This is a genomic window from Sphingobacterium faecale (genome assembly GCF_016746095.1).
Classification (GTDB): domain Bacteria; phylum Bacteroidota; class Bacteroidia; order Sphingobacteriales; family Sphingobacteriaceae; genus Sphingobacterium; species Sphingobacterium faecale.
The window spans coordinates 568,201-594,977 of sequence record NZ_JAERTY010000001.1 but is presented as its reverse complement, the minus strand read 5'-3'; the positions used below and the strand labels follow the sequence as shown (position 1 = coordinate 594,977).

The 26,777-nt window shown below is 43.5% G+C and carries 21 protein-coding genes; 9 read left to right on the top strand and 12 right to left on the bottom strand.

Annotated features, from left to right (window positions below):
• Positions 1-164: 164 nt before the first annotated feature.
• The 6 genes from JKG61_RS02330 to JKG61_RS02305 form a co-directional block, all read right to left on the bottom strand.
• Positions 165-1,616 carry a bifunctional 2-methylcitrate dehydratase/aconitate hydratase gene (locus JKG61_RS02330; RefSeq protein WP_202101371.1) on the bottom strand — a complete coding sequence of 484 codons (1,452 nt, stop codon included), beginning with the start codon at positions 1,614-1,616 and terminating at the stop codon, positions 165-167.
• 79 nt (positions 1,617-1,695) lie between these two features.
• Complete coding sequence (gene prpC / locus JKG61_RS02325) at positions 1,696-2,847, bottom strand: bifunctional 2-methylcitrate synthase/citrate synthase (RefSeq protein ID WP_164112424.1); 1,152 nt, start codon at positions 2,845-2,847, stop codon at positions 1,696-1,698.
• The gene (gene prpB, locus JKG61_RS02320) at positions 2,834-3,727 is read right to left on the bottom strand and encodes a methylisocitrate lyase (RefSeq protein ID WP_202101370.1); all 894 of its coding nucleotides are present in this window, start codon (positions 3,725-3,727) and stop codon (positions 2,834-2,836) included. Before prpB ends, prpC begins: the two co-directional genes overlap by 14 nt.
• A 151-nt stretch (positions 3,728-3,878) precedes the next feature.
• Positions 3,879-5,660, bottom strand: coding sequence for a peptidase associated/transthyretin-like domain-containing protein (locus tag JKG61_RS02315; protein WP_202101369.1), 1,782 nt, complete (start codon positions 5,658-5,660; stop codon positions 3,879-3,881).
• A 37-nt stretch (positions 5,661-5,697) separates the two neighbouring features.
• Positions 5,698-6,666 carry a FecR family protein gene (locus JKG61_RS02310; RefSeq protein ID WP_202101368.1) on the bottom strand — a complete coding sequence of 323 codons (969 nt, stop codon included), beginning with the start codon at positions 6,664-6,666 and terminating at the stop codon, positions 5,698-5,700.
• Entirely contained in the window at positions 6,663-7,196 is a 534-nt protein-coding gene (locus JKG61_RS02305; protein WP_237249344.1) for an RNA polymerase sigma-70 factor, read from the bottom strand. The genes JKG61_RS02310 and JKG61_RS02305 overlap by 4 nt, the downstream gene beginning before the upstream one ends.
• Before the next feature lie 296 nt (positions 7,197-7,492).
• On the opposite strand from JKG61_RS02305, the gene JKG61_RS02300 reads away from it, so the two are divergent.
• Together JKG61_RS02300 and JKG61_RS02295 are read left to right on the top strand one after the other, a co-directional pair.
• Entirely contained in the window at positions 7,493-8,260 is a 768-nt protein-coding gene (locus tag JKG61_RS02300) for a lysophospholipid acyltransferase family protein (protein WP_164112429.1), read from the top strand.
• Positions 8,261-8,342: 82 nt separating this feature from the next.
• The gene (locus JKG61_RS02295) at positions 8,343-8,906 is read left to right on the top strand and encodes an outer membrane beta-barrel protein (RefSeq protein WP_202101367.1); all 564 of its coding nucleotides are present in this window, start codon (positions 8,343-8,345) and stop codon (positions 8,904-8,906) included.
• 207 nt (positions 8,907-9,113) lie between these two features.
• Here JKG61_RS02295 and JKG61_RS02290 read toward each other — a convergent pair whose 3' ends face one another.
• The 4 genes from JKG61_RS02290 to JKG61_RS02275 all read right to left on the bottom strand — a co-directional run bounded on the left by JKG61_RS02290 (position 9,114) and on the right by JKG61_RS02275 (position 15,387).
• Positions 9,114-10,241 carry an efflux RND transporter periplasmic adaptor subunit gene (locus JKG61_RS02290; RefSeq protein ID WP_202101366.1) on the bottom strand — a complete coding sequence of 376 codons (1,128 nt, stop codon included), beginning with the start codon at positions 10,239-10,241 and terminating at the stop codon, positions 9,114-9,116.
• Positions 10,242-10,248: 7 nt separating this feature from the next.
• Entirely contained in the window at positions 10,249-14,577 is a 4,329-nt protein-coding gene (locus JKG61_RS02285; RefSeq protein WP_202101365.1) for a CusA/CzcA family heavy metal efflux RND transporter, read from the bottom strand.
• A 168-nt stretch (positions 14,578-14,745) separates the two neighbouring features.
• Positions 14,746-15,102: a hypothetical protein gene (locus tag JKG61_RS02280; protein ID WP_144062710.1), complete on the bottom strand. Its 357-nt coding sequence runs from the start codon at positions 15,100-15,102 to the stop codon at positions 14,746-14,748.
• A 114-nt stretch (positions 15,103-15,216) separates the two neighbouring features.
• Positions 15,217-15,387, bottom strand: coding sequence for a hypothetical protein (locus tag JKG61_RS02275; protein WP_202101364.1), 171 nt, complete (start codon positions 15,385-15,387; stop codon positions 15,217-15,219).
• 192 nt (positions 15,388-15,579) lie between these two features.
• Between JKG61_RS02275 and JKG61_RS02270 the strand changes: the two genes are divergently transcribed.
• The 7 genes from JKG61_RS02270 (at position 15,580) to JKG61_RS02240 (ending at position 23,380) form a co-directional block, all read left to right on the top strand.
• On the top strand, positions 15,580-16,305 hold the full coding sequence (locus JKG61_RS02270; RefSeq protein WP_202101363.1) for an NADase-type glycan-binding domain-containing protein: 726 nt from the start codon (positions 15,580-15,582) through the stop codon (positions 16,303-16,305).
• Between the two features lie 298 nt (positions 16,306-16,603).
• Entirely contained in the window at positions 16,604-17,998 is a 1,395-nt protein-coding gene (locus JKG61_RS02265; protein ID WP_202101362.1) for an aminopeptidase P family protein, read from the top strand.
• Positions 17,988-20,162 carry a S9 family peptidase gene (locus JKG61_RS02260; RefSeq protein ID WP_202101361.1) on the top strand — a complete coding sequence of 725 codons (2,175 nt, stop codon included), beginning with the start codon at positions 17,988-17,990 and terminating at the stop codon, positions 20,160-20,162. Before JKG61_RS02265 ends, JKG61_RS02260 begins: the two co-directional genes overlap by 11 nt.
• Positions 20,163-20,277: 115 nt before the next feature.
• Positions 20,278-20,448, top strand: a complete 171-nt coding sequence (locus JKG61_RS02255; RefSeq protein WP_202101360.1) for a hypothetical protein — start codon at positions 20,278-20,280, stop codon at positions 20,446-20,448.
• Between the two features lie 368 nt (positions 20,449-20,816).
• On the top strand, positions 20,817-21,464 hold the full coding sequence (locus JKG61_RS02250) for a hypothetical protein (RefSeq protein ID WP_202101359.1): 648 nt from the start codon (positions 20,817-20,819) through the stop codon (positions 21,462-21,464).
• Positions 21,465-21,753: 289 nt separating this feature from the next.
• Complete coding sequence (locus JKG61_RS02245) at positions 21,754-22,599, top strand: EamA family transporter (RefSeq protein WP_202101358.1); 846 nt, start codon at positions 21,754-21,756, stop codon at positions 22,597-22,599.
• A gap of 223 nt (positions 22,600-22,822) precedes the next feature.
• Positions 22,823-23,380: an AAA family ATPase gene (locus JKG61_RS02240; RefSeq protein WP_202101357.1), complete on the top strand. Its 558-nt coding sequence runs from the start codon at positions 22,823-22,825 to the stop codon at positions 23,378-23,380.
• A gap of 12 nt (positions 23,381-23,392) precedes the next feature.
• Here the strand turns inward: JKG61_RS02240 and JKG61_RS02235 are convergent, their stop codons facing one another.
• Both JKG61_RS02235 and JKG61_RS02230 read right to left on the bottom strand, forming a co-directional pair.
• Entirely contained in the window at positions 23,393-25,462 is a 2,070-nt protein-coding gene (locus JKG61_RS02235) for a heavy metal translocating P-type ATPase (protein WP_237249343.1), read from the bottom strand.
• A gap of 24 nt (positions 25,463-25,486) precedes the next feature.
• Positions 25,487-26,770, bottom strand: coding sequence for an efflux RND transporter periplasmic adaptor subunit (locus JKG61_RS02230; RefSeq protein ID WP_202101356.1), 1,284 nt, complete (start codon positions 26,768-26,770; stop codon positions 25,487-25,489).
• Positions 26,771-26,777: the final 7 nt, after the last annotated feature.

The window sequence follows — 26,777 nt, the reverse complement described above, 5'->3', positions numbered from 1 at the left end:
GACGACTATTATCATCGTTCCTCAGGTCTGCAATAAATGATATTACTACACCATTGATAGCGAAATAGCATAAAGCGAAGCAATCCCTTACCACAAGGAGATTGCTTCATTTCATTTGCAAGGACGCTTATTATCTTCGTTCCTCAAGTCTGCAATAAATAATATTACTTCATCATCAGATCAACCATATCATTGACGTCCATCGCGATGAAGGTGTCATAATCCAAGGTTGACTCGCAGATCTGCCGCTGTTGCTTCTCGGAAAAGATCCGAGCTAGATTACGTTTATACTTTTCGATCAGTTTAGGTATCCCTTCCTCTCTGCGTCTAGGGTGCCCTATCGGATATTCCACAATCACTTCAGGCAATACCGTTCCGTCTTTCATCTCTACCGTAATCCCGTTGGCGATAGCGCGTTTCTCTGGATCATGGTAGTCTTTTGTAAACTGTGGATCTTCCACACAGACCATTTTATCCCTTAACTCGTCTATGCGCGGATCCAGTGCCACTGCATCTTCGTAATCCTCGGCCGTAAGTCTACCGAACAACAAAGGCACAGCGACCATATACTGTATACAGTGATCCCGATCTGCCGGATTATGCAATGGTCCTTTTTTATCAATGATACGGATAGCCGCCTCATGTGTACGGATAGTGATACGCGCTATATCAGCTGCCGACCGTCCATAAGACTCCAATTGCGCATGCAACTGCATAGCACATTCCACCGCTGTCTGCGCATGGAACTCGGCCGGAAATGAAATTTTGAACAGCACATTTTCCATTACATAAGAGCCGTATGGCCGTTGAAATTTAAACTCCTGCCCTTTAAATGACACATCGTAAAAACCCCATATAGGTGCAGATAACACCGAAGGATACCCCATCTCCCCTGTTTTGGCAATCAATGCCAAACGTACTGCGCGCGAGGTTGCATCCCCTGCTGCCCAAGACTTACGGCTTCCGGTATTCGGAGCATGTCTGTAGGTACGCAGTGCCTGCCCATCCACAAATGCCAAGGACACCGCATTGATCAACTCTTCACGATCCAGTCCCAACAGCTTACCGACTACTGCTGTCGAGGCCACCTTGACCAATAACACGTGATCCAGCCCAACCCTATTAAAGGCATTTTCCAATGCCAGGACACCCTGGATCTCATGCGCCATAATCATCGCATCCAGAACAACATCCGTCTTAAGCGCAGCTTTCCCTTTTGCCACATTCGTACGGCTTATCCAATCCGCAGCGGCAAGGATTCCTCCTAGATTATCCGACGGATGCCCCCATTCAGCCGCCAGCCAGGTATCATTAAAATCCAGCCAACGGATCATTGCACCGATATTGAATGCCGCCTGTATAGGATCCAACTGATAGTTCGTACCTGGCACCTTCGCCCCGTTTGGTACCATCGTCCCCTCGACCATAGGCCCCATAAGCTTCGTACAGGCCGGATAAGTCAATGCTTCAAAGCCGCATCCCAGCGTATCCAAAAAACAGTAAAAAGCAGTCCTTTTGGCGACCGTACTTGTTATATTATAATCCAGCACATAATCTGCAATATCCACCAACACCTGATCAGGTTGAGGTCTTTCATTCGATAGTATAGAAGACATATTAAAAATTAAAAAAAGTGAAAATTAAAAAAGTGAAAACAGAGCTTATGAGCTCCCCTAAATATAATTAAAACAGGAATTAACGTTGATTTAAAGGCACAAAAGCTCTATTTTCTGGGCCTACATAATTTGCACTAGGCCGTATAATCTTGCCATCCTGCCGTTGTTCGAATACATGAGCCGACCAGCCCGTAATGCGCGACAGCACAAATAAAGGCGTAAACATCTCCGTAGGTATGCCCATCAGGTGGTAGGATACTGCCGAGTACCAGTCCAGGTTAGGGAACATACGCTTCTCTTCCCACATCACCTTTTCCAATCGTTCAGCAATATAGTACAGGTTCATATCCCCAGCTTCTTCTGATAGCTCACGGGCGACACGTTTGATGACCTCATTGCGTGGATCCGAAATCGTATACACCGGGTGCCCGAACCCGATGATAACCTCCTTATTGGCCAGCCGCTGCCGTATATCTGCTTCCGCTTCATCCGGATTCGCATATCGGGTCTGTATTTCATAGGCGACCTCATTGGCGCCTCCATGCTTAGGTCCTCGTAACGCACCTATTGCCCCTGCTATACAAGAATACATATCCGACCCCGTACCTGCGATCACGCGAGCGGTAAATGTCGAGGCATTAAACTCGTGCTCGGCGTAGAGATTGAGTGATATCTGCATGGCACGAACCCAAGAATCCGGCGGTACTGTGCCATGTAGCAGGCGCAAGAAATGCCCTCCCAATGTCGCATCATCGGTCTCTACAGCGATCTCACGTCCGTTTTGACTGAAATGGTGCCAGTACAGCAATGCCGATCCCATCGAAGACATCAACCGATTAGCGATATCACGGGCCCCTGCCAGCGGATGACTATCCTTTTCCGGCTGTAGACTCCCGAATACTGAAACATAAGTACGCAATACATCCATCGGATGCGATGTCGTAGGCAACTGCTTTAGTACCTTTTGTATCGCAATAGGCAATCCGCGCTGACTGAGTAGTTGGGTCTGGTACGCATTAAGCTGCGCCTGTGTGGGCAGTGTACCGTAGATCAACAGGTAGGCTACCTCTTCAAAAGTAGCCCCATCCGCGAGCTCCAGGATATCATATCCCCTATAGTGCAGATCATTACCTGTCTTCCCCACGGTACTCAGGGCCGTATTTCCTGCAGCCACGCCCGATAGTGCGACACTTTTCTTCGGTTTAAATCCTTGTTCGTTAGTCTCGTTCATCGTATTTAGTTTTGAAAAGGTTATCTAATCGGTTTTCATATGCATAATAGTCTATACTGCGGTACAACTCTTCGCGTGTCTGCATATCCTGGAGTACAGCCTGCTGCCCTCCATCTTTACGGATATGTTTATAGACCTGCGTTGCCGCTTTATTCGCCGCCCGGAATGCTGATAGCGGGTACAGAACAATCGAAACACCTGCCTCGCGCAACTGTTCGACGGTAAATAACGGCGTCTGCCCGAATTCCGTAATATTAGCCAGTATCGGTAGCCCTGTTGCTGATGCGAAAGACCGATAATCCGCCAGATCTCGTACCGCCTCGGCAAAGATAAAATCGGCTCCTGCCTCCTTATAAGCCAGTGCCCGCTCTATCGCCCTGTCTACCCCTTCCGAAGCGATAGCATCAGTACGGGCACCGATCACAAAATGAGCATCCGTTTTTGCATCTACAGCCGCCTTGATACGATCACACATCTCGGTAGCCGATACCAGCTCCTTACCCGGGCGGTGCCCACAGCGCTTGGCTCCGACCTGATCCTCCATATGTACGGCGGCGGCCCCTGCTTTTATCAGCGACTTGATCGTACGAGCCACATTGAATGCCGATGGACCAAACCCCGTATCAATATCCACCATAAGCGGTAGGTCGCATACATTCGTAATGCGGTCTACATCAATAAGAACATCCTGTAAGTTGGTAATACCCAGATCGGGTATCCCCAATGAACCGGCAGCAACGCCACCTCCCGATAAATAAATAGCTTGAAATCCGGCCTGTTTGGCCAGCAGGGCATGGTTGGCATTGATAGCCCCGACCACCTGCAAAGGTTTTTCCTTTTCAATAGCTTCCCTAAAAAGAAGCCCTGGAGAGTTTATCATATAATTGGATATTGAATGACTATACGCCAGCACTAGCTACCAGCGTATAGTCTTATTAATTCGTATAAACCTGCTAATACAGGGTTTATTTCTCAACGGATAATATACGAATATAATTTAATCAATACCAAATGATTAGGATTTATTAACATTAAAACTGATAGACCAGACCAGCGGTCAGTCCACCATGGAATGTATTATTTTTCGCATCCGCTTTCCACAGCTTCCACAGCGGTTTCCCATCTTGGTCGGCAACCTCCGCAGCCTGCGAATAATTGAGAGATGGCGCGACATAAGCACGGAAGTGTGAAGACAATAACAACGATGGAATCAATTGCAGCGAACTGCGCGAAGCATCCTTCCATCCCATATCCTTATCCATATGCATCCGTTGCGACAGTTCGACCGATAGGGCAAATCTGTGGCGTTCCAGCAGAGTAGCCCCCAATCCGACTTCCACCCCATATTTATAAGCATCATGATCCAGATAGGTACCCATCCCCAAGATACTGTACATAACCCGGCCTCCCGATCTAAAGTTTACACCTATAAAGCCACTCTCATCGGCAAACAGCCCTAGCTGCCTCCTTCCATTCTTTATCCAGTTAAAAAGCGCAATAGGGTAATCACTACTATCTGCAATATTGATTAAACCAGCGACCTGTACACCTTTGACTTTCTTGGCTATATTGATAACCCCTGCCATCTGGTTTCCCGCGGTCTCCGTCGCAATATTAATCCCTCCCGCCATCTGTATCCCCTTCACTACACCTCCGCTATTCATTACCCCGGCCAATTGGTACTGTACGGTATCCTTTGCATAATTGACTCCACCGGCCAGCTGTCCGCCCTTCACCTCTTTCGCCATATTGATCACTCCAGCGAGCTGTAGCCCCCGGGCGGTATCCACTTTATTCCAGCCACCGGCCATCTGTACCCCCTTCACATTACGCAACACCACATTGCCGACTCCAGCGATCTGCACACCTGACACATCCCCGCCGACTACATTCACCCCTCCGGCCATCTGTACACCCCTTACCTTGTATTGATTAAGGTTGAAGCCCCCGGCAAATTCCACACCATCCACACCGGCTGTATATCCACCCAATATATTGATAGACACCTTGTTCACAATCTGCGAATTAAAGAAACCGTGCGTACTCAATCCCGGCGTCAACGACATCTGGTACGGGCTATAGATAAAGAACCCACCCAGATTAGCACTTTGTATGCGCTGCGATGCATTACTGAATGCTGCACCTAAGAAAGTCTTGTAGATATTACGGTTCGAATCCACCAATACATAATAGCCCACTTTCTTCGTTTTGCTGTCTTTGGACACATCGATCGGCAACAAAAGAATCAACGTAGTATCCCTATAGTTTTCCTTATTAAGCCCGATGATCACCTTACTGTCCGGCTTTTTGACGTCTAGTTCAAAAAATCCATCCTTATTCGTCAACGTTGCATTCAGATAGGTCCCTTTATCATATACACTCGCAAAAGACAAAGGCTTATTGCTACGCAGATCACGCACATACCCCGAGATCATGGTTTTATTATGCTGCTTCAGATCGATATCCACCTGCTCGACCACCATCCGCCAATCCGAGCGGCTGATAATAATATGCGAAGCCGTCTCCTTAAAGGAATACCGTGGACCGAGACAGCGCTCCAAGTAATCGATCAACACCCCATTATGCGCATTCGCCTGGACCACGCTATCTAAGTCAATCAATTGGCTATTGTAAGAAAATAACAGCCCCTTGTCCTGCTGTAGCTGCTCCAAGAGCTGTCCTACAGAAGTCTTTCCATAAGCAGGCATCTTGACCACCTGCGCTAGTTTTGCCTGTGAAAATGCATCAGTCTGAGTTATCATTAAGAGAGACAGGGCCACAAATAACTTCGCTTTACGGATAAAATAAAGCATCAACCTAAAGCTTTTAATAAACTGGAACATAACCGGGTTATCCTTTAATATAATATACATTACCTTTTTTCTCAATTTTCAATTCAAAAGTTTTCAATATCACGTCCAGCATCTCGTTCAATGTCTGCCGTTCGAATGATGCTGTATAGCGCAGCATTTTGGTCTTATCATCCACCACAACAAACTTTTGGTCGAACGCCTTACCCAGCACCTCAAACACGCGGCTCAGTGGTGTATTCTCAAAAATAAACTGCTGATGGATGTAATACTTGTAGAGCTGATCCTCCACTGTATCCACCTTCACTTTCGTACGTGCCGTATCTTGGATCAGCACCCTATCATTAGGCTTCAGGCGTACGCTATTGCCGGCATGATCCACCCGTACCGATCCCGAAGAGACAATGACCTCCGTCTCGCCATCCGCTCTGCGCACATGAAAACTTGTACCCAGCACCGTAATCCTGCTATTCCCACTCTGGATAACAAAAGGCTGTGTCGTATCCCGTTTCACATCAAAAAAAGCCTCACCTTTGCTAAGCACCACGGTACGCTCTTTGGCCAGCCAGCCTTTTTTATAATCCAATACCGTCTTCTTATTAAGGTACACCGTACTACCGTCCGGCAGTCCTGCCTGTTGCAACCTATCGTTCGAATCCAGGGATAGATCAGTAGACAATGTCCATTTCAGAACAGCTACCGAAGACATCAATAGCATCACTATCGCTGCCGCCACCATCCATGGCCTCCAGCCTCTGGAGCGCTTCTCCTCCGTTAATACCAGCACCTTAGTGGGCTGTTCGTCCCGGAGCTTTACAAAATCGGCCCAGGCGCGATCCACGTCCACCTCCGGACTTTGATCCGAAGCACCGCTCCACTCCCATATCTTTTTCATATCCGTATATTCCTTTTCGTTTTCGGCACTCTCCCTGATCCACGCTTCTACCACAACCTGCTGCTCCGCATTCAAATCACCACTTATATATTTTATCAATTCTTCCTTATTCATAATCCATTGATTAACAAAAAGACAACAACATTTAAATAATCCGCCAGATGAACCCTCAAGTGCCGCAGCGCTTTCGTCATATGTCCTTCGACAGTCTTCAGCGATAACTCGAGCACTTTGGCTATCTCATGGTATTTCAGCTCCTGAAAGCGGCTCATCTCGAACACCGCTCTGCTTTTTTCCGGCAATTTTTCCAGTGCGACATGCAATTGCTTCTTCAGCTCGGTATCTGTACCGTCGATATGCGTATCCAACCCTCCGCTCCGCTGTTGATAAGCCTCGTAGCGCTGCTTCAACTGACCCCTTTTCAAGACATTCAGACATTCGTAATAAACCGATTTATAGAGATACGATTTGACGGAAGTATGGATGGTATTTTCCCAGTCCCTTTCCCAAAACCGTAAAAAAACCTGCTGCACAGCTTCTTCCGCAGCATCCGAGTCTTCTAGAATTTTGTAGGCATAGCCATGCAAAGCCTTAAAATGCTCCCGGAATACCTGCTCAAACTTTGTTTCTTTCTGCAAAGACATACATTCAATTTAATTAGTCATTTACTACAACTTACATAGCTAAGACAGTCTATAGCGCTTACCCCCTTATTATTTTTTACTTTTTTTTATCTGTTCTTCCATTTCCATCATCTTTCCGCACTTTTTCAAAATAAAAGTAAGGGTATAGCTGCTATTAATTGTCAAAACTATAAAAAGTAATCTTATGCTACTACTCTTCTTTATCACGATCCTTGTACTCCTCTTCGGTATGGTGACCTACCTTCTGGCCCTATTGATCCGTATGGTACATGAGTTTAGCGAAAACTAAGGCACTTATGAACAGGATATATAATTTTGGAGGATTTCTGATTGGTAAGATACTACGCTACCGTAGCGCAGTCGTCACCCAGAATCTCGCCCGCTCCTTTCCACTGTCGGATTACAAGGAGCTATCGCTGCAACATCAGCGGTTCTACCGCAATATGTGCCGTCTGATCGTAGAGCTATTACTCCCTAGCCGTCCAGAACTCATCCTTTCGGCCGATCTGTACCGTACACTGCACCAGCAATACCGTGCGGATCGCCAGATCATTCTACTGCTTGGCCATTATGGCAATTGGGAGATACTGGGCAAACTGCCACTACAGCTAGGACTCCCCATACAGTCGCTGTACAAACCTCAAAAAAACCGCTGGGTAGACCGCTTCCTACAAAGAAGACGGGGCCAATACGGATTACGCTTACTTCCCTCCCAGCAGGCTGCCAAAATCCTCCTAGACCAAACGGGCCACCCTTCTATTACACTATTTATAGCGGATCAGTTTCCGGGGCAAGCCAATGGGCTGGCCATTGATTTTTTACAGCAGCCTTCCTATATGTTTATGGGTCCCGAGCGTATTGCCAAGCGCCTTGATGCATACGTGGCCTACATCGAGCTACAGGCCATAGGCAACCACAAATGGAAAGCCAACCTACAGCCCATCTGCCTGCGTGCAACAGATAGTCCCGACGGGCATATCACCACCTCCTATACCCGAAAACTGGAAAAGAGCATACAGCAGGATCCCAGCTGGTGGCTATGGTCACACAAGCGATGGAAATAAAAATAAAAAAAAGCTAAGGGTATACTTTAGTTCGAGCATCATATATATAAACAGATTAGAAAAATATATTAAATCAATAACAATGAAAAAACAATTAACGTATGGCCTGCTTCTGGCAGCAATGGGATTCGGTCTTAATCAGGAAACAAAAGCACAACAAGTGGATTTTGGTGTTAAAATCGGTGGTCAGTACCATATGCCATCTTTTGGCTCGGGTATAGTAAAGAGCTCTGATTCGAAGTTCGGTGTTCAGGCAGGCGCATTCGTACGTACCAAAGAACGTCTTTACGGGCAGGTAGATCTTGGAATATCCCTATACAAATACGCCTACAAGATCGACAATACGGAATACGCTCCTAAATTCTATCAACTGAACCTACCTATCCAACTGGGGTATCGCGTTATAGAAACAGACAATATTACCTTGAGAACAGCTATCGGAGCACAGCTAAACTATCAGTTAAAGAAAAACAAGGCATATACCGATAATTTCAATAATATAACGTACGATGGTCTGATCAATATCGGCACCGATATCAAGCAATTCTCCATCGATCTAAAATACAACCACGGTATCAACAAACTCAGCAAAGAGCTCGATGCCAAAAATAGAGTCATTGGACTATCTGTAGGCTACCGATTCTAAATACACGAGGGAGGTTATAGATGATATAACCTCCCTTGATATCTTTACAATTATTGTTCAGCAGCAATGCCCCCTTTACCGATAAATCTTCCTCATCTGATGCTTCTCTACGACCCTTTCCTCTTAGTTGCGACGACCAAGTGGCTTTAAAGAGATATCACCAACCCTATGTCGATCAAAGCAATAAAAATCATTCCTATTTTCATACTACTCTTCGCCTTTGTTTTTTAGTGCCATTAGTAGGGTGTATGCTCCCTGCTCTGCAATTTTCTTTTTGTCCAACTGCTCGCTATTAGTGATCGAGATCCAACCATCACCTTGCTCTCCACATTGTACAGCTCTCATTTTGAACTTGTGATTATCTATTATCTCAAAAACATACTTGCCTCCTTCAAAATCGACTACGCTTTCTTCTGGAAGCGCATGAGCTGTGCTTTCTGGAATCACGACATCAGCATTCATATACATCCCTGGAATAAGGGCTGTGCCCCCTCCATTAAGACGAATGCGGACATCTACGGCTCTATCTGTTGAGATGTTTTTTCCGATCAGCATAACCTGCCCTGCGTACGTCTTAGTCGGATCACTGTTGGTATATGCTGTCAATTGTTGCCCGATTTTCATTTTGTCCCAATCTTTTTCGAAGACTTTTAGATTGAGGTGCAAATCAGATGGGTTTACTAATTCAAACAGAACCTCTGATGGTGACACATATTTGCCCGTATTGACGAATACTTGCGACACGAATCCATCAAATGGTGCATAGATTGATATTGTCTGCTTAATATTATGAACCGTCAACTGATCCGGATTGATATGAATGAGGTTTAGCTTTTGAGCTAATGCCTGTCGGTTGATCAATAGTGTATGATAGTCGGCTTTAGCCTGTAGATATACTTTATCACTACTGGCTTTACTCTGATTTAAATCGCGCTGACGGAGGTATTCTGATTCAGCATTTTCCATTTGATTTTTCACAATGAGATAATCCTGCTGAAGTTGAATAAACTGATTATCCTCTAATTCGGCAATTCTTTCACCCTTCTTGAAGAACATCCCTGGTAATAACTTGGTCGATTTGACATAGCCGCCCAATGCGCTGCTTACAGAAACTAAATTTTGAGGAGGAACCTCTATTTTACCATTTAGTTTAAGTGTCTGTGTAATTTTCTTCTCCTGTATCATGGTTGATGACAAGGTAAAAGATGCCAACTGTGTATCCGAAAGCTCAAGGATATTTTCGGCTTCGGTCATTTCAGCTGATTCATCAGTAACCTGTTTCCCATTGCAACTGTAGAACAGTACAATTATTAAAATACGTGCTAAATATTTCATCGTTTGTTTATTTTGAAATGATATATTGAATCTGAATCGCAGTTTCGTTGAACTGCAGGACAGCATTGTAGTAATCGTTCTGTATCTGGACAGACTGATTATTGAGCATTACCCATTCTAGATAATTGATCTCCCCATTTTTAAATTGTTCCTGAGAAAGAGCAGTTATTTGTCTTGCTGCAGGCAATTGAGTATGCTCAAATACGGTCACTACAGCGAGTTGAGTCTTAAATTGTTGCAACAGTACAGCATACTCACTCTCCAACTGCATTTTTTTTGTATAAAGCTCGTTTTCCGCATATCTTACTCTTTGCTCCTCGGCTCTAATCTGCGCTTTCTGTCCTCCGTAAAATAGAGGAATACCGATCCCTACCTCTACCGAACTAAATCGTGACCGATTTAGTTCCTTGAAGCTTTGGTTAAAATAACCCACAGACAACTCCGGCAAAAGCCTTGATTTCTCTAATCTTACATTTGCTTTTGATTTTTCAATCTCTTGAACTTGCAGCAATAACTGAGGATGCCGGGCCAAAACTGAATCGGAGCCACCTATCGCTGCCTTATAGGTTATATCAGAAGCTGACGGTTCATAACAGGTATCACTATTTAATAGTAACTGTAATTGAATTTTGGCTGTCTCAATTGTTGCAGATAACATCTTGCACTGGACAAGAATATTTTCGCGTTGTATCACAGCTGTAGTTCGCTCCAACTGGTTGCTCAATCCTTTTTCCAACTGTAAATCAGCATTTTCTAAAAAACGAACATATATGTGATCCAGCTCTTTTAACATGTTCTCTTTTTCGCGTAACACGAGGATGTAGTAAAATAACAGCGTTACATTTCTTTTGACCTCAAGGATACTAAGATCTACACCGATAACAGCCGAATCCCACTCTGCACGTAGGACCCTTCTTTGATGTGTATATACAGTCGGAAAGCTGATGGATTGCGATAGACCGATATTATTATCGAAAACCGTCCCATTGATTTTTCCAAATGTCGTACGTAGAGCCGCCTGTGGAAGGCTATTCGCGGTAGCAATTCGTTTGGCATGATATTCTGCCAGCAAGACCTGACTTTTGGTAGACAGATTATTGCTTGCTGCTATTTCCAATGCTTTGTCTAATAAGATATCCTGACTGTAAAGACTTAGATTCATCCCTACAAAAAAGAAAACAGCTAATGTCCGCTTGCCAAAACGCACTTTTATTTTGGAAAAGTCGAACCGTTCGAACAAAATGTATAAAATAGGAAGGACATATAAGGTTAAAAATGTAGCCACCATTAATCCTCCAATAACTACTGTCGCTAATGGGCGCTGTACCTCAGCCCCTGCCCCATTACTGATAGCCATGGGCAGAAAACCAAACGATGCTACGAATGCAGTCATCAATACAGGACGCAAGCGGATACAGGTACCTCGAATAACGATATGGCTCAAATCAGTTTCGCCATTTTCCTTGAGACGGTTGAACTCGGTCACCAACACAATTCCATTGAGCACAGCAACACCAAACAAGGCAATAAAACCAACACCTGCACTAATACTGAAAGGCATGCCACGCAATGCCAAAAAATAAATACCTCCGATAGCTGACAAAGGGATAGCACTATAGATTAGGACACTGTATTTGACGGAGTGAAAAGCGAAATACAAAAGAACAAAAATCAAAATGAGTGATATCGGAACAGCAACCATCAACCTATCCTTTGCTTTATTCAGGTTCTCGAATGCACCACCGTAGGTGACATAGTAACCAGGTGAGAACTTCATCTGTCTATCTACTTTAGCCTGAAGCTCGTGAACAATCCCCTGTACATCTCGACCTCGAACATTAAAGCCTACAACAATTCTTCTCTTGGCATCCTCACGTTGAATCTGGGCAGGTCCATTCTCTATGCTGACATCGGCCAGCTGGTACAATGGAACCTGCATCCCACTATTCAGGGGAATGAGTAGATTACGGATATCCTCTAGGTTTTCGCGCTGATTCTCCCCCAACCGAACAGTTAGATCAAATCTCTTCTCACCTTCATAAATCATTCCAGCCCGCTGTCCGGCAAATGCGGTATTTACAACCCTATTAACGGTAGCTATATCTAAATTATACTGGGCTATACGCGCACGGTCATATCTAATAATAACTTGCGGCATCCCCGTTATGGGTTCGATATATAAGTCCTGCGCTCCTTCTACAGTCTTGATAAGCTCTCCAAAACGGGAAGCATAGTGACTAAGACTATCTAGATCTTCTCCGAATATCTTGCAGACGACGTCCTGACGAGCGCCTGTCATCAACTCATTAAACCGCATCTGCACAGGATACTGAAAACCTGTACTGATACCTGGAATAGCTTCCAACGATTTACTCATCTTGTCAGCGAGCTCAGGAAATGATTTGGCCGAAGTCCATTCTTTCTTATCCTTTAGAATAACCATCATATCGCTGGCTTCCATGGGCATCGGATCTGTAGGTACCTCACCGCTTCCTATTTTCGTAACGACTTTTTCTACTTCTGGATACTGCTCTTTGAGCAGGTGAGCAGCTTTCTGTGTATATGCTATCGTAGTCTGAAGGTTGCTTCCTGTCAACACCCGAGTATCCACCGCAAAATCACCCTCTTCAAGCGCAGGGATAAACTCCCCTCCAAGATTGGACAAGACAATGACTGCCCCTGTAAACAGGAGAAGAACAACACTGATAATCAACTTAGGGAAGTGTAGCACCTTATCCAGTAAATATTGATGTCCTGCTTCAATACGTCTCATTACCCTATCAGACCAGGTGGGCTCTCCTTTTATTTTCTTGCTTAAAATCAGGGAGGTCATCATAGGTACGTAGGTCAAGGAAAGAATAAAAGCTCCCATCAGTGCAAAGGCTATAGTCTGTGCCATAGGTTTAAACATCTTGCCCTCAATACCATCCAGTGTAAATAGCGGAAGGTATACGATGAGAATAATCACCTGTCCAAACACGGCACTACTGATCATCTTAGTAGCTGATGTACCTACTTCTTTGTTCATTTCTGATTGCGAAATGGCTCTGGTACCGACAAACTTCTTATCATAATGAAGCTGATGTAGAGCCGCTTCTACAATAATGACAGCTCCATCGACTATCAGTCCAAAATCCAATGCACCTAAGCTCATCAAATTGCCACTGACGCCAAATAGATTCATCATAATGATAGCAAAGAGCATGGATAAAGGAATAACCGAAGCAACCAATAAACCTGCTCTAAAGTTGCCGAGAAACAGGACCAACACGAAGACGACGATCAAAGCTCCCTCGGCAAGATTTGTCTCTATCGTACCGATTGCATTATTTACCATTTTCGTCCGATCTAAAAATGGTTCCAACACCACGCCTTCCGGCAGTGTCTTTTTGATATTTTCGATGCGTTCTTTTACATCTTTAATGACCTCACTGCTATTCGCCCCTTTGAGCATCATGACTACAGCACCAGATACTTCGCCTTTATCATTATAAGTCATTGCTCCATACCGTGTCGCATAGCCTATTTTCACTTCAGCAACATCCTTCAGCAAAATAGGTGTACCGTCGCTCAGGGAGGTTATGGCAATATCAGCCAGATCTTCTTTATTTCCGATCAGCCCCTCACTGCGGATGTATAATACAGTAGGCCCTTTTTCTATATAAGCACCGCCTGTATTTTGATTGTTATTTTCTAATGCAGTGAATATATCGGAGATGGTCAGACCATGGGCCTGCAACTGGTTGGAATTGACAGCAACTTCATATTGCTTAAGCTTTCCCCCAAAACTACTCACCTCCGCAACTCCTTTTACACCAAGAAGCTGACGCCTCACAATCCAATCCTGAATGCTACGTAATTCCGTAACATCGTAACGATCTTCGTACCCCTCTTTAGCACGTATCACATACTGATAGATCTCGCCTAGACCAGTAGATATAGGGCCTAACTCAGGAACTCCGATCTCTTCAGGGATTTCACTTCGAACAGCTTGCAAACGCTCCGACACCTGTTGCCTAGCCCAATATACATCGGTATTATCATCGAATACAATGGTGACCAGTGAAAGTCCAAAGCGGGAGAAACTCCTGATTTCTTTAATACCGCTGATATTACTATTGGACTGCTCTATGGGAAATGTAACTAAACGCTCAATATCCGTAGCACCCAATGAGGGGGCTACAGTGATGATCTGAACTTGGTTGTCTGTAATATCGGGCTGAGCGTCAATAGGTAGCTTCGTTGCTTCATACAGGCCTATAGCGACCAAAGCAAGCGTCAACAGCCCGATGATGAGTTTGTTCCGTATGGAAAACTCAATAATCTGATGTAACATATTATCTGTATACTATTAGTAATAAAATGGAATAATGCGATGCTGATATTGTAATAGATATAAGTCGGAGCAGGTAGTAGATTATTCGTTTAATCAACTATGCAACTACCATCTCCTCTATATAAGACGATATCAACAAATTTGAGTGTAACTCAATCCAATAAAAAACTAAGCGTATTTCGGCGGTTGCCAGATTGCAGACAAGTAGGTGTTGCTCTTAAAAAGATCGTTATGAACCTGTCTCTTTAACGTACCAGATTGGGGAATTCTTTTCCTTACCTCAAATAAGAAGTTGGGTACTCCGGTACAACAGATTGTCAGCACATTACTATGGGTGATAAATGGAAGTTTTTTATCTTGATCATAATCGTCGTCCTCAGGATGATTGTCCAAATGATCACCTTTATAATGGAGCGTGATAAAAGCTGTAAACGTTATATCAGGATTCTGCGCTTTATGTTCTGCAAAATGCTCTATCAGTACAGGCAACTTCAACAACTGGATAAGCTCTGTTGTAGAAAGCATGTACGTGATTAAAAACAATATAGCAAACATTTTCTTCACAAATGCAAAGCTAGTCAAAAATATAAAGGCTTTTATTTAAACTAGTAATTTGAAATTATTAAAAATTAGAATCATTCAGTCTGAAACAAAATATTCGGCCAGAAGCAATGCATTCTCTTTGCTACGAAAATCTGCAATGATACGCTTGCGCGAGACCTTGGCAGAGACTTCCGCACAGCTGATTTTATCATTCTCAAGTTCTACCGAAGTCTGCTTAACCAATTCGATAAGAAGCTTTACACACACTTTTATAAGATAACAATTGTTAAGTATATATACACCTAATTATCAGACCGCAGCAAGTTTCGTATATCTTTTCTAAAAAACAAAGCATCACAGTAAACTATGGCATTTTATTTGCAAAGTCAAAAGCAACTATTTTGAACTTGAATCTCACAGAGGCTCATCAGTTTAAAAAAATGAGTTTTACATAGTCACATGAGGTTATTCTTTATTCCTATCAACTTATTTATCCTTCATTTTGCCCATGCACAACAGGGGATAAAAAATTACTTTCCACAAGAGATCGTCAAGGTCGATCTTAGTGCAAAGACAGAACAGGAAATCAATCGACAAAATCAGCTTTTACTCCAACCTGAACTAAGCACAAAAGAACAGGCCGAACTGGATATCTTATTAGACAAATACGGCGAAGTCGTCGAGAGTATATGGGATGTTATAGATGGAGGATGCAGTTGGTATTGTGGCGGAGGAAATTATCTTGTCAAAGCATCTTCATCACTGCGTGAACAAAACGGAATCTCCTATCAGGCGTCCAGCGCAAATGACCTAAACTATAAAACAGCATGGGGGGAAGGAAAAGCCGATGAAGGAATTGGAGAGTATTTAGAATACTATTTTAAGAACAAAAGTCCAAGAATTACAAAGGTCATCATCTCGAATGGCTATATGAAGTCTGAGGCGGCTTGGAAAAACAACAATCGCGTAAAAAAGTTGAGGTTATATGCTAATGGAAAAACAATCGGCATCTTAAACTTAGAAGACAGCCGGACAGATCAGGCTTTCGAAGTAGGGACACTCGGTCATAATAGCGATGGAACGGATCTGGTTTTAAAATTCGAGATCATGGAGGTTTACAGAGGAGACAAACACAATGACACCGCAATAACGGAAATCTACTTTGACGGAATAGATGTACATTAAGCAGCTTATGGAGTTCAACATCTATTAGGTATGAAGAGCCTGTTTATGAATTCAGGATAGCTGTTATAGACTTTCTGGCAAAATTCGATCTGATTACTTATATCCATTACGAGAAAACCAAGTACGAATATAACTATTACTTTATAATCGCGGAGTTAAAAACTCACCACGGGGCAAGCCTTAGTAAATTTTCAGGTAAGTTTACTTAGGAAGTCGTGTTTGATATATAGACTATAAGTCTCACTTTTTTTTCCAAACTTTACCTCCGTTATTTCAAACACTTAATCCAGGTATTACTATGTTTTCAGTACAGACTTATCAATCCCGAAGATCAACGCTTCAAAAGCAAGTGTCCAGTGGCGTCCTGCTCTTCTTAGGGAATATTGAGAATCCTATTAATTTCGAGCATAACACCTATCCTTTTCGTCAGGATAGTACTTTTTTATATTACTTTGGCATCCCTGCTCCTTATCTAGCTGCCATTATCGATATAGACAATGATAAAACGATCATTTTTGGCAATGAGCTGAGTATAGATGATATCGTATGGACCGGACAGCAGGAATCGCTGAAAGACAAATCCTTAAAATGTGGGGTGCAGGAAACTCTTCCTTTCGCACAATTGGCATCATACTTACAACAAGCTAAAAAAAGCGATAGGACTATACACTACCTTCCGCCGTATCAATCCAGCAACAAACTATTGCTCGGCGAATTATTGCAGGTCAACCCGAAGGAAATAAATCCCTCTGTTCCATTTATCAAAGCCGTGGTAGCACAACGATCGATCAAAGAGAACCAAGAGATAGCTGAAATCGAAAAAGCATTGGCAGTGTCTACAGAAATGCATCTATTAGCTATGCGTACGGCTCAGGTCGGTATACAGGAACGCCATATCGCCGCTGCCATCCAACACTACGCGTATGACCACAACTGTAATTTTGCTTATCCACCAATAATGACCGTACATGGAGAGATTCTTCACAATGCTTATCAACAGAACTTCCTAAAAGAAGGCGATATGATACTGAACGATTCGGGTGCGGAGACGGCAATGGGCTATGCCGCAGATCTCACCCGGACTTTCCCAGTTTCGGGGCACTTCACCGCATGCCAACGGGACTTATATAATGTCGTACTAAAAGCTTTCGAGGGCGCAAGAGAGCGTCTGAAACCAGGGGTACAATTTAAGGATGTACATCTGCTTGCGGCAAGACATCTTGTTGAAGGTCTTGTGGACGTAGGACTGATGAAGGGAGATCCAGAAGAGGCTGTACAGGCACATGCACACACCCTATTCTTCCAGTGTGGATTAGGCCATATGATGGGCCTCGATGTACATGATATGGAAGATCTGGGCGAGCAGTATGTAGGATACACCGAGCAAGAGCCTAAGGATACGAGTACATTTGGTCTTAAATCACTACGCCTGGGACGTGAACTACAAACAGGATTCGTGCTGACTATCGAACCGGGGATCTACATCATACCGGAACTTATCGATAGGTGGAAGAAAGAAAATAAGCTGTCCCAGTTCATTAACTATGATCTGCTGGAGTCCTACCGCGATTTTGGGGGCATACGGATAGAAGATAATTTCTTAATTACCAATGACGGTTTCCGCCTGTTGGGCCCCGAGTTAATCAAATCAGTAGAAGATATAGAAAACTATAGAACCAATCATGTACAATAAGATCACACGCATTTTACTCGCTGTATTCGCGGTTCAACTCCTTTGTCTATTGTCGGCAACAGCGCAAATGCAATGGACTGAAGATGGTAACGGATACTACGATTTCTCTAAAGAAGGTATTGCCATTGTCGACCTATTGCACGCCAACAAACGAGAAGTATTTCTTGCGGCCAAAGACCTTACTCCAACAGGACAACGCTCACCACTGGAAGTGCAGAGTTTTCAATTGTCACCAGACAAAAAGACACTCTTGTTATTTGCAAATACCAAACGGGTATGGCGCGAAAACACGAGAGGTAATTATTGGCTGTACAACCTGAACAATAAAGCGCTGACACAGTTGGGAAAGGGACTGCCGGAATCGTCATTGATGTTTGCCAAATTCTCGCCCGATGGGAAACAGGTGGCTTATGTCTCTAAACATAATATCTACATAGAAGATATCAATACGCTACACTATAAACAGATAACGCAGGATGGCACTGATCGTATGATCAATGGTACCTTCGACTGGGTCTATGAAGAGGAATTTGGCACGAAGGACGGTTTCAGATGGTCTCCTGATGGAAAAAAAATAGCCTACTGGAAGCAGGATGCGAAAGATACACGCCATTTCTATATGATCAATAATACCGATAGCCTGTATTCGTTTATCATCCCTGTAGAGTATCCAAAGGTAGGACTCAAACCTTCAGCTACCAGTATATGGGTGTATGACCTAAACAATAGCACCAACAAGCCTATGGATATCCCCGGTGATCCCAGCCAGCATTATATCCCACGCATGGAATGGACGCTGGATGCGAAATCTGTGATATTACAACAGCTGAACCGCAAACAGAATGAGAGTAAAATCATGCTTGGGGATGCCCATACAGGAACTAGCCGTACAATACATACCGAAACTGACCCTGCCTGGATAGATATCAAAGCGCGTTGGAATGACGGTGATCCCAGTGGCTGGGACTGGATGGACGGAGGCAAAGCTTTTATCTGGCTCTCGGAAAAATCAGGGTGGAGACAGATCTATAAGATCAATCTTCAAGGTAAGGAGACGCTGTTAAGTAAAGACAACTTTGATGTGATCCAGATAGACCGTATTGATCCCCTATCCAAAAGTATTTATTTCAGTGCTTCTCCGCTCAACGCAACGCAAAAGCATCTTTATCAGCTGTCTTTTGCAGGAGGTAAAGCAAAACGAATTACACCGGCTGAACTCAAAGGCACGAACAGCTATACGATCTCACCCAATGGGAAACTGGCTATTTTTACCCAAAGTAGTACCACAGCCTATCGTAATGGCGCTATAGTATCCCTGCCTGCTCATTCGCAGCTCATCCCTCCTACGCGGGAGATGCAAGCGGACAAAACCGTACCACAAACGGAATTTTTCCAGGTGACAACGGTGGATGGGGTGACACTGGATGGCTGGATGGTGAAGCCTAAAAACTTTGACCCGAAGAAGAAATACCCGGTAGTCTTTTACGTATACGGTGAGCCTGCTTCGCAAACGGTGACGGATAACTTTTTTGCGGGCAAGAACTTCCTCTATGCTGGCGATATGACCGAGGATGGCTATGTCTATATCTCACTGGAAAACCGGGGGGCTCCTGCTCCTAGGGGGCGTGAGTGGCGTAAATCTATCTATAAAAACATAGGCATAATCAACATCAGGGACCAGGCTATGGGAGCCAAAGAAGTATTCAAGTGGGGTTTTATAGATACAGACCGTGTGGCTGTATGGGGATGGTCTGGAGGAGGGGCTTCTACCCTCAATCTTTTGGGGCAATATCCAGATATATATCAAACAGGAATCTCGATAGCACCCGTGACCAACCAACTCTTGTACGATAATATCTACCAGGAACGATACATGGGATTGCCACAGGAAAATGAAGCTGATTTTATAAAAGGATCAGCACTGACTTATGCCAAAAATGTAAGGGGCAATCTCCTGCTGATTCATGGTACGGGTGATGATAACGTGCACTATCAGAATGCCGAGGTATATATCAATGAGCTTATCAAACATGGTATCACCTTTGACATGATGGCCTATCCAAACCGCAGCCATTCGATCAACGAAGGGGAAGGTACATCGGAGCATTTAGCTAGACTGTACACGCGATACCTAAAGCAACACTGTCCACCGGGCGCTAGATAGCCAATCAAAAAAAAGTTAGGGACAATTTGTTTTTCTAAATATTCCTAAGTATCTTTAGTCATAAGGAGATAGAGTCGCTCTGATGCTGTCTCCTTATGATATAAATCTAAAGTACATGAGAAAATTCAAATTAGACCAGACGTTGGTTCCTGTAGCAATGCTATTGTTGGTTGTTGGTATGACCAGTACGGAAACGTACATGAAGTTTACACTGATGGGAGCAGCTATCCTCTTAAATTTCACAGCACTTATCCTCAACACCCAACATATTAAAAACAAGGAATAGCGCAAGAATCGCTTTTTTATTAGTATTATTTTATCTTTATTCCGATGAATAAGGTATCGGAAGACTATATTTTAAAACAAGATAATACAAAGGAGAAACAGCGAAGTGCTCTTTTGTTGTTTGTATTGTACGTTCTTATTTTTTTCCTACTTGCATTCCTCTTTCCTAAAGAGAATGATCAGGTCTTTGTTCCCATGTACTACCTAGCGGCAGTTTCAGTGCTACAACTGAGCTATGTTGCTTATTACAGATTCCCTTTAAAATCCTGGTCTGCAGTTCTACTGATTATATTTTTTGTTTTGTTCTGCCTTTTTCTGGCATTTAGTGTTTACATTACCGGCCTTGCAGCTGCCTACCAACATTAAGACATGAATATACTCAATAAAATATACATCGTATTGCTTGTAGCTGTGCTCGTGAGTATGGTCTTTTTAGTTCGTCGATCGGCTCAAAAAACAGGATATAAAGCAGGAACTTTCTCTGCCGTACCTATACATGTTCGAAACCTCTATTTCACAGACCACAGATCTTCTGATCTAGGTTATTTTTATGATGCCGATCCCAATTATTTTGCTTGGCGGCAGGTTGACCAGTATTTTGAGAACGACCGGATGGATATACCAGACAGCTTACATATCGAGTATTTCTCTTATACAGACTCGCTTTTCTATAATAGTATACTGCCACTAAACAGGATGGACTCTACCTGGAAAAAATATACAATCTCTTCCGAACCTTTGGTATTTACGCTGGTTGTAGCGGACAAAGGGATTGTCAAACTGTGGTGCTCAACCCCGTCACTAGGTACGCAGTTGATCCTCAACGAACAGCTGCCTCCTATCAAACCCAAACCGGAGGACCTATATTATAAAGAACCTCTTTCTGAAGCCCGATACATCACGGAAATGTTTTCCTTATTGAGTGATAGTGTCAAAACCAATATCCGTCAGCAACTGTATATAAAAAGCTATAAGGATAGCAATGACTACAAGCTGCCTGAGTATCTCCTTGATTGAGGATCTTTATTATATCGAAGCAATAAAGGTTTCCACTACTTGTCGTAATAAACATACTGGTCAGCTGAGCAACTTCGGACGTTATAATCATAAGGAATGGTTTGTAAAAAAAACTGTTACACACCAGATATCAGGAAGATTTTGTAGATTTATCGCCAAAGTAAGCAGATCAATATGGATCCTTGTAAATTATAGTCCCCTACAGTCTTATAATGAATAATAACGATATACAATCGTATATCGGATCGCTGTCTATTCACCAGTCGTTTACTTTTAGAACAAAACAACTATGTCAACTAAAAACACCAAAATAGCTGTTCCTGCTGCACTTCTATCCATGGCTTGTGTACAGGGAGGCGCCTCTATCGCAAAACAATTATTCCCTGCAATAGGTGCAGTAGGCACCAGTACACTGCGTATTGGCTTATCTGCTGTACTATTGACGTTGATCAATCGCCCCAAATTTTCTAGATTTACCAAGCAACAATGGCTGTACGCAGCACTATATGGCATCGGTATCGCAGCGATGAACCTTATTTTCTATATGGCAATACAACGTATACCACTGGGACTGGCTGTAACCGTGGAATTTGTCGGACCGCTATTCCTGGCACTGGTCCTATCACGAAAACTACTGGATGTAGTATGGGCTTTACTGGCCTGTGCGGGTATATTGCTGATCGTTCCTTGGGCCAATAATGATATTGATCTGGTAGGCTTAGGTCTGGCTTTACTAGCAGGTACATTCTGGGCGATGTACATCGTCATGGGAGGCAAGGTCTCTAAAGTAATGGAAGGTAAGGATGCTGTAACAACGGGAATGTTGTTTGCGACATTGCTTATCATTCCTTTTTCTATTTGGGACGGGGCCATCTTTCAGGTCACACCACTTTTACTACTGAAAGGATTGGGGGTCGCCATCTTCTCCAGTGCGCTTCCGTTCTCTTTGGACTTTATTGCCCTAAAGCGATTACCAGCAAAGACTTTCAGTATCCTGACGAGTCTCCAACCTGCCTTTGCTGCATTTTCAGGCTTACTTTTCCTACAGGAAACGCTTACATTTATGCAGTGGATGTCGATATGCTGTGTCGTAGCGGCAAGTATGGGAACAACGATTTTTAGCAATTCGAAATAAAAATACGTATATTTCCTCTATAAATAAGTTTCTCAATGGCTGAGGAGAGATCGATAAACTGCTTTTATATACGACGCAATTAAAGGCAATTTATCTAAGTTGGGGTTTGCCGTTTATTCGCTCCGAATAGGCCAAACCTTGATAGTACTCTTTTCCTCCCCCTTTATCTTTTTTGATTCCCAGCCCCAAAGGGACAACTATTTAATTCACTTAATTTATTAGCATGATATATACAGCACAGCACACACAAAACATGGTGATTACTGGAGGACCAGGCATGGGTAAAACCTCTATCATCACACACCTGACGTCACAGGGCTATCATTGTATTCCCGAAGTGGGACGTATGATTATTATTGAACAGATGCGTACCCAAGGAAACAAGCTGCCTTGGGTTGATCCATTGGCTTTTGCCATGGAAATGCTAGGACAGTCTACAGCTGACTACCATAAGCTGGTACATGATCAGACCCGTGGATTTACATTCTTTGACCGGGGAATTCCCGATATCATGGGATATCTATCGATCTGCGGCATAGCTATCCCTCCTGTACTGGAAGAAGCGTGCCACAGTCTCCCCTATTTCAATAAAGTATTCATCACACCTCCCTGGAAAGAAATATACATTAATGATGCCGAACGTAAACAGTCTTTCTCGGAAGCAATAGACACTTATGAAGCTATTAAGCTAGTGTATAGCAATCTGGGCTACACCCTGATCGAGATTCCTAAGTTAAGCATAGTTGAACGTGTACAGTTTATAATATCAGCACTCCAATAAGTGCAAACTCCTTTAATCAAACTTGGACCGCTGAATCCGAACCGCATTCAGAATAGCAATCAAAGCGACTCCGACATCGGCAAATACAGCCTCCCACATCGTAGCCAAACCTCCGGCACCTAAAATGAGAACAATTCCCTTAACGACAAAAGCAAGGGTAATATTCTGCCATACTATTCTTTTGGTCTTCTTCCCTATCCGTATCGCAACAGGGATTTTACCGGGCTTGTCATCCTGTATCACAACATCTGCAGTCTCTATCGTCGCATCACTCCCCAATCCCCCCATTGCTATCCCTACATCACTGAGTGCGACCACAGGAGCATCATTGACACCATCGCCTACGAATGCAACGGATTCACCTTTACCTTTAATCTCCTCCACACGTTTTACTTTGTCTTCGGGTAACAGATCTCCAAAAGCATTGTCAATCCCCAGCTCCTTAGCGACGTATTGTACTACTGAACTCTTATCGCCACTCAGCATGGTCGCTTTTACACCGCTATTATGCAACTGTTGGATAGTCTCTAAAGCATCTTCTTTGATACGATCGGCAATAGTGATGTAACCGACAAACTGGCCACCATAAGCGATAGCGATGACGGTAAAGACAATACTGCCCGGATCTATATCGTATTGTACCGCAAATTTATCCATCAACCTGAAATTACCGACCAAAAGCTCTTTTCCTTTTACCGTGGCCTTCAATCCATGCCCAGCTATCTCCTCAACATCTTCTAGTAAAAGGTTATAGTCCAGATCTCCTACATATTTATGAATGGCTGTCGCCACTGGATGTGAACTTTTACTTTCCAATATATTGACCATGGCCAACATCTCCTGACGGTCAAATTCATTCGCTATAACAACGTCTTGCACCTCAAATACGCCCTCGGTCATGGTGCCGGTTTTATCCATCACTACGTTCTGAATATCAGCTAAGATATCGAGGAAGTTAGAACCTTTGATCAGGATACCATTGCGACTGGCGGCTCCTATCCCTCCAAAGTAGCCCAAAGGAATAGATATGACTAATGCACAAGGACAGGAAATAACCAAAAAGATCAATGCTCTGTATAACCAAGTTACAAATTGGTATTCCGCTACAAATAAAGCGGGCAGCAATGCAATCCCTATGGCTAGAAAAACAACGATAGGCGTATATATCTTTGCAAATTTAGAGATAAACAATTCGGTCGGTGCTTTTTTACTACTGGCCTGCTGTACCATTTCAAGAATTTTACTCAGCTTACTATCCGCATAAGCTGTAGTAATCTGAACATTTGCCAATGTATTCAGATTGATCATACCGGCCAGCACGACCTCGCCCGCATATTTCGTATCAGGCTTGCTCTCGCCGGTCAAGGCCGCTGTATTAAAAACAGCCTGATCGCTCAGAAGAACACCGTCTAGGCCGAGCTTCTCTCCGGGTTTGAGCTGTACGACATCATCGATACGTACATCCTTTGCCTTGATCAATGAAGCTACATTGTCTCGGATTACGGTCGCTTCATCAGGACGTTGATCTAACAACGCCTTGATATTGGACTTGGCTCTTGAAACGGCTAATGTCTGGAAGCTCTCGCCAACTGCATAAAAGAGCATGACTGCCACCCCCTCTGGGTACTCGCCAATCGCAAAAGCCCCCAGCGTAGCAATCCCCATCAAGAAGAACTCTGAAAAGAAATTGCCCCGGCGGATACTGAATACAGCATCCTTAAGAACGGGTAGCCCTACTGGTAAATACGCCACTACATACCATAGTAAGCGAATCCATCCGTTAAACCAATCCTGAGGAAAATAATTATCAATACCTAAAGCAACAAGCAGTAATACCAAGCTGATAATAGCCGGCATAAATAGCTTTAAATAACTACCATCTGTAAAATCATGGCTATGGTCATGTCCATCATGATCATCATCGTCAGAATCTGCTGCCATGTCATGTGTGCAACAGCTCCCAATATCTTTTCCTTTTTTTGAACCGACAAGTTCAGAAGCCCCCGCTTTATCATATATTTTTTGGGTTTGTGTACAGCAAAGCTGCCTTCCCATCTCGTCATAACGATGTTTATGTTCCATATCAACAATATACTATTTTTATAATTAATGGGAGTGCCCACCTGTATTACTCAGTTTGGCATTAATAAAGAATGCTCCTTTTGTGACAACCTGCGTATCTTTCGCAAATTCTTGTACAGGAGTAATGGCTGTATAACCGAGCTCACTCGCTCCTTTCGCAATCTCTATTTTCTCAAAATTGATCTGCCCTCCTTTCGTCTCTCCTTCTTCATGAGCATGTCCATGCTCCTCCCCCTCTTTGTGATCATGTCCCTCCTCATCGTGGTGAGCTTCTCCCTCCTTATCAGTAAGCACGAAAACATAATACTTCCCATCCGCTTCGACGATAGCGTCATTTGGTACAGCCAAACTCTTACTTTCATTAACGTCCAATAATCCAATCGTGTTCATACCATCTATCAGCCCTTGCTTGTTACCGAACACATCACAGTGTACCGTTATAGACTTACTGTCATTTTCAAATGAAGAACCGATCCGAAAGACTTTTGCTTTATAAGTGACACCGGGATTATTGGTAAGCATAAAATCGATAACCTGTCCAATTTTCACCTTAGGCAGATCCTTTTCAAAAACCTGTAAATCCAGATGGAGCAAACTATTATCTACAATCTCCACTACAGGCGAAGACACATCCACATAGCTACCGATTTTTGCAAAAACATTACTTATGGTGCCATTTATTGGACTTTTCACCAATAATATGGATTTCAAGTTTGCATCGTTAAGGCTATTTATATCTATCCCCATCAGCTCGATTTGCTGCTGCAGCGATGCACGCCGTGTCCTCAAAGTGTTCATTGTGGTACGAGCAGCCTGCAGATTCTTTCCTGCGCCGGCATTGGACGCATTCAACTCCTGTTGACGTTGCAACTCCTGTTCAGCCAACACGATCTGGCTCGATACCGTAAGGTATTCTTCCTGTAGCTGAATATATTGCGGATTAGTAATGGACGCTATCGTCTGTCCTTTACGAACATAATCTCCCAATTGAACCAAGAGTGTCTTGATAACTCCTCCATACAGAGACGTTGCATTTGCCTTGTTATTATTGGGCACACTCAGTTGTCCATTGACTTTAACAGTACTGGACAGGCTTTTATACTCCAGACTTCCCCAGGTGATCCCCACTGAAGCAATCTGTTCTTTATTCAGGGTTGCAATAGTCGTCACCTCTTCGACATGCCCTTCTTCGGCAGTCTCCGATCCAGCAGTGCCGCCACCGTCACCTTGAGCTCCCTTCCCCTTACAGCCCCAGGACAATATACAAATCAGTAGTACCGGTATTATTGTCTTTATATATAGTTTCATCTTATTC

Excerpts from the sequence above, each read along its gene's own strand:
- JKG61_RS02295 (WP_202101367.1), top strand. The coding sequence starts at position 8,343 with ATGAAAAAACAATTAACGTATGGCCTGCTTCTGGCAGCAATGGGATTC.
- JKG61_RS02300 (WP_164112429.1), top strand. The coding sequence starts at position 7,493 with ATGAACAGGATATATAATTTTGGAGGATTTCTGATTGGTAAGATACTA.
- JKG61_RS02280 (WP_144062710.1), bottom strand. The coding sequence starts at position 15,102 with ATGCTTTCTACAACAGAGCTTATCCAGTTGTTGAAGTTGCCTGTACTG.
- prpC (WP_164112424.1), bottom strand. The coding sequence starts at position 2,847 with ATGAACGAGACTAACGAACAAGGATTTAAACCGAAGAAAAGTGTCGCA.
- JKG61_RS02270 (WP_202101363.1), top strand. The coding sequence starts at position 15,580 with ATGAGGTTATTCTTTATTCCTATCAACTTATTTATCCTTCATTTTGCC.
- JKG61_RS02315 (WP_202101369.1), bottom strand. The coding sequence starts at position 5,660 with ATGCTTTATTTTATCCGTAAAGCGAAGTTATTTGTGGCCCTGTCTCTC.
- JKG61_RS02255 (WP_202101360.1), top strand. The coding sequence starts at position 20,278 with ATGAGAAAATTCAAATTAGACCAGACGTTGGTTCCTGTAGCAATGCTA.
- JKG61_RS02245 (WP_202101358.1), top strand. The coding sequence starts at position 21,754 with ATGTCAACTAAAAACACCAAAATAGCTGTTCCTGCTGCACTTCTATCC.
- JKG61_RS02240 (WP_202101357.1), top strand. The coding sequence starts at position 22,823 with ATGATATATACAGCACAGCACACACAAAACATGGTGATTACTGGAGGA.
- prpB (WP_202101370.1), bottom strand. The coding sequence starts at position 3,727 with ATGATAAACTCTCCAGGGCTTCTTTTTAGGGAAGCTATTGAAAAGGAA.
- JKG61_RS02230 (WP_202101356.1), bottom strand. The coding sequence starts at position 26,770 with ATGAAACTATATATAAAGACAATAATACCGGTACTACTGATTTGTATA.
- JKG61_RS02330 (WP_202101371.1), bottom strand. The coding sequence starts at position 1,616 with ATGTCTTCTATACTATCGAATGAAAGACCTCAACCTGATCAGGTGTTG.
- JKG61_RS02310 (WP_202101368.1), bottom strand. The coding sequence starts at position 6,666 with ATGAATAAGGAAGAATTGATAAAATATATAAGTGGTGATTTGAATGCG.
- JKG61_RS02290 (WP_202101366.1), bottom strand. The coding sequence starts at position 10,241 with ATGAAATATTTAGCACGTATTTTAATAATTGTACTGTTCTACAGTTGC.
- JKG61_RS02235 (WP_237249343.1), bottom strand. The coding sequence starts at position 25,462 with ATGGAACATAAACATCGTTATGACGAGATGGGAAGGCAGCTTTGCTGT.
- JKG61_RS02285 (WP_202101365.1), bottom strand. The coding sequence starts at position 14,577 with ATGTTACATCAGATTATTGAGTTTTCCATACGGAACAAACTCATCATC.
- JKG61_RS02305 (WP_237249344.1), bottom strand. The coding sequence starts at position 7,196 with ATGTCTTTGCAGAAAGAAACAAAGTTTGAGCAGGTATTCCGGGAGCAT.
- JKG61_RS02250 (WP_202101359.1), top strand. The coding sequence starts at position 20,817 with ATGAATATACTCAATAAAATATACATCGTATTGCTTGTAGCTGTGCTC.
- JKG61_RS02260 (WP_202101361.1), top strand. The coding sequence starts at position 17,988 with ATGTACAATAAGATCACACGCATTTTACTCGCTGTATTCGCGGTTCAA.
- JKG61_RS02265 (WP_202101362.1), top strand. The coding sequence starts at position 16,604 with ATGTTTTCAGTACAGACTTATCAATCCCGAAGATCAACGCTTCAAAAG.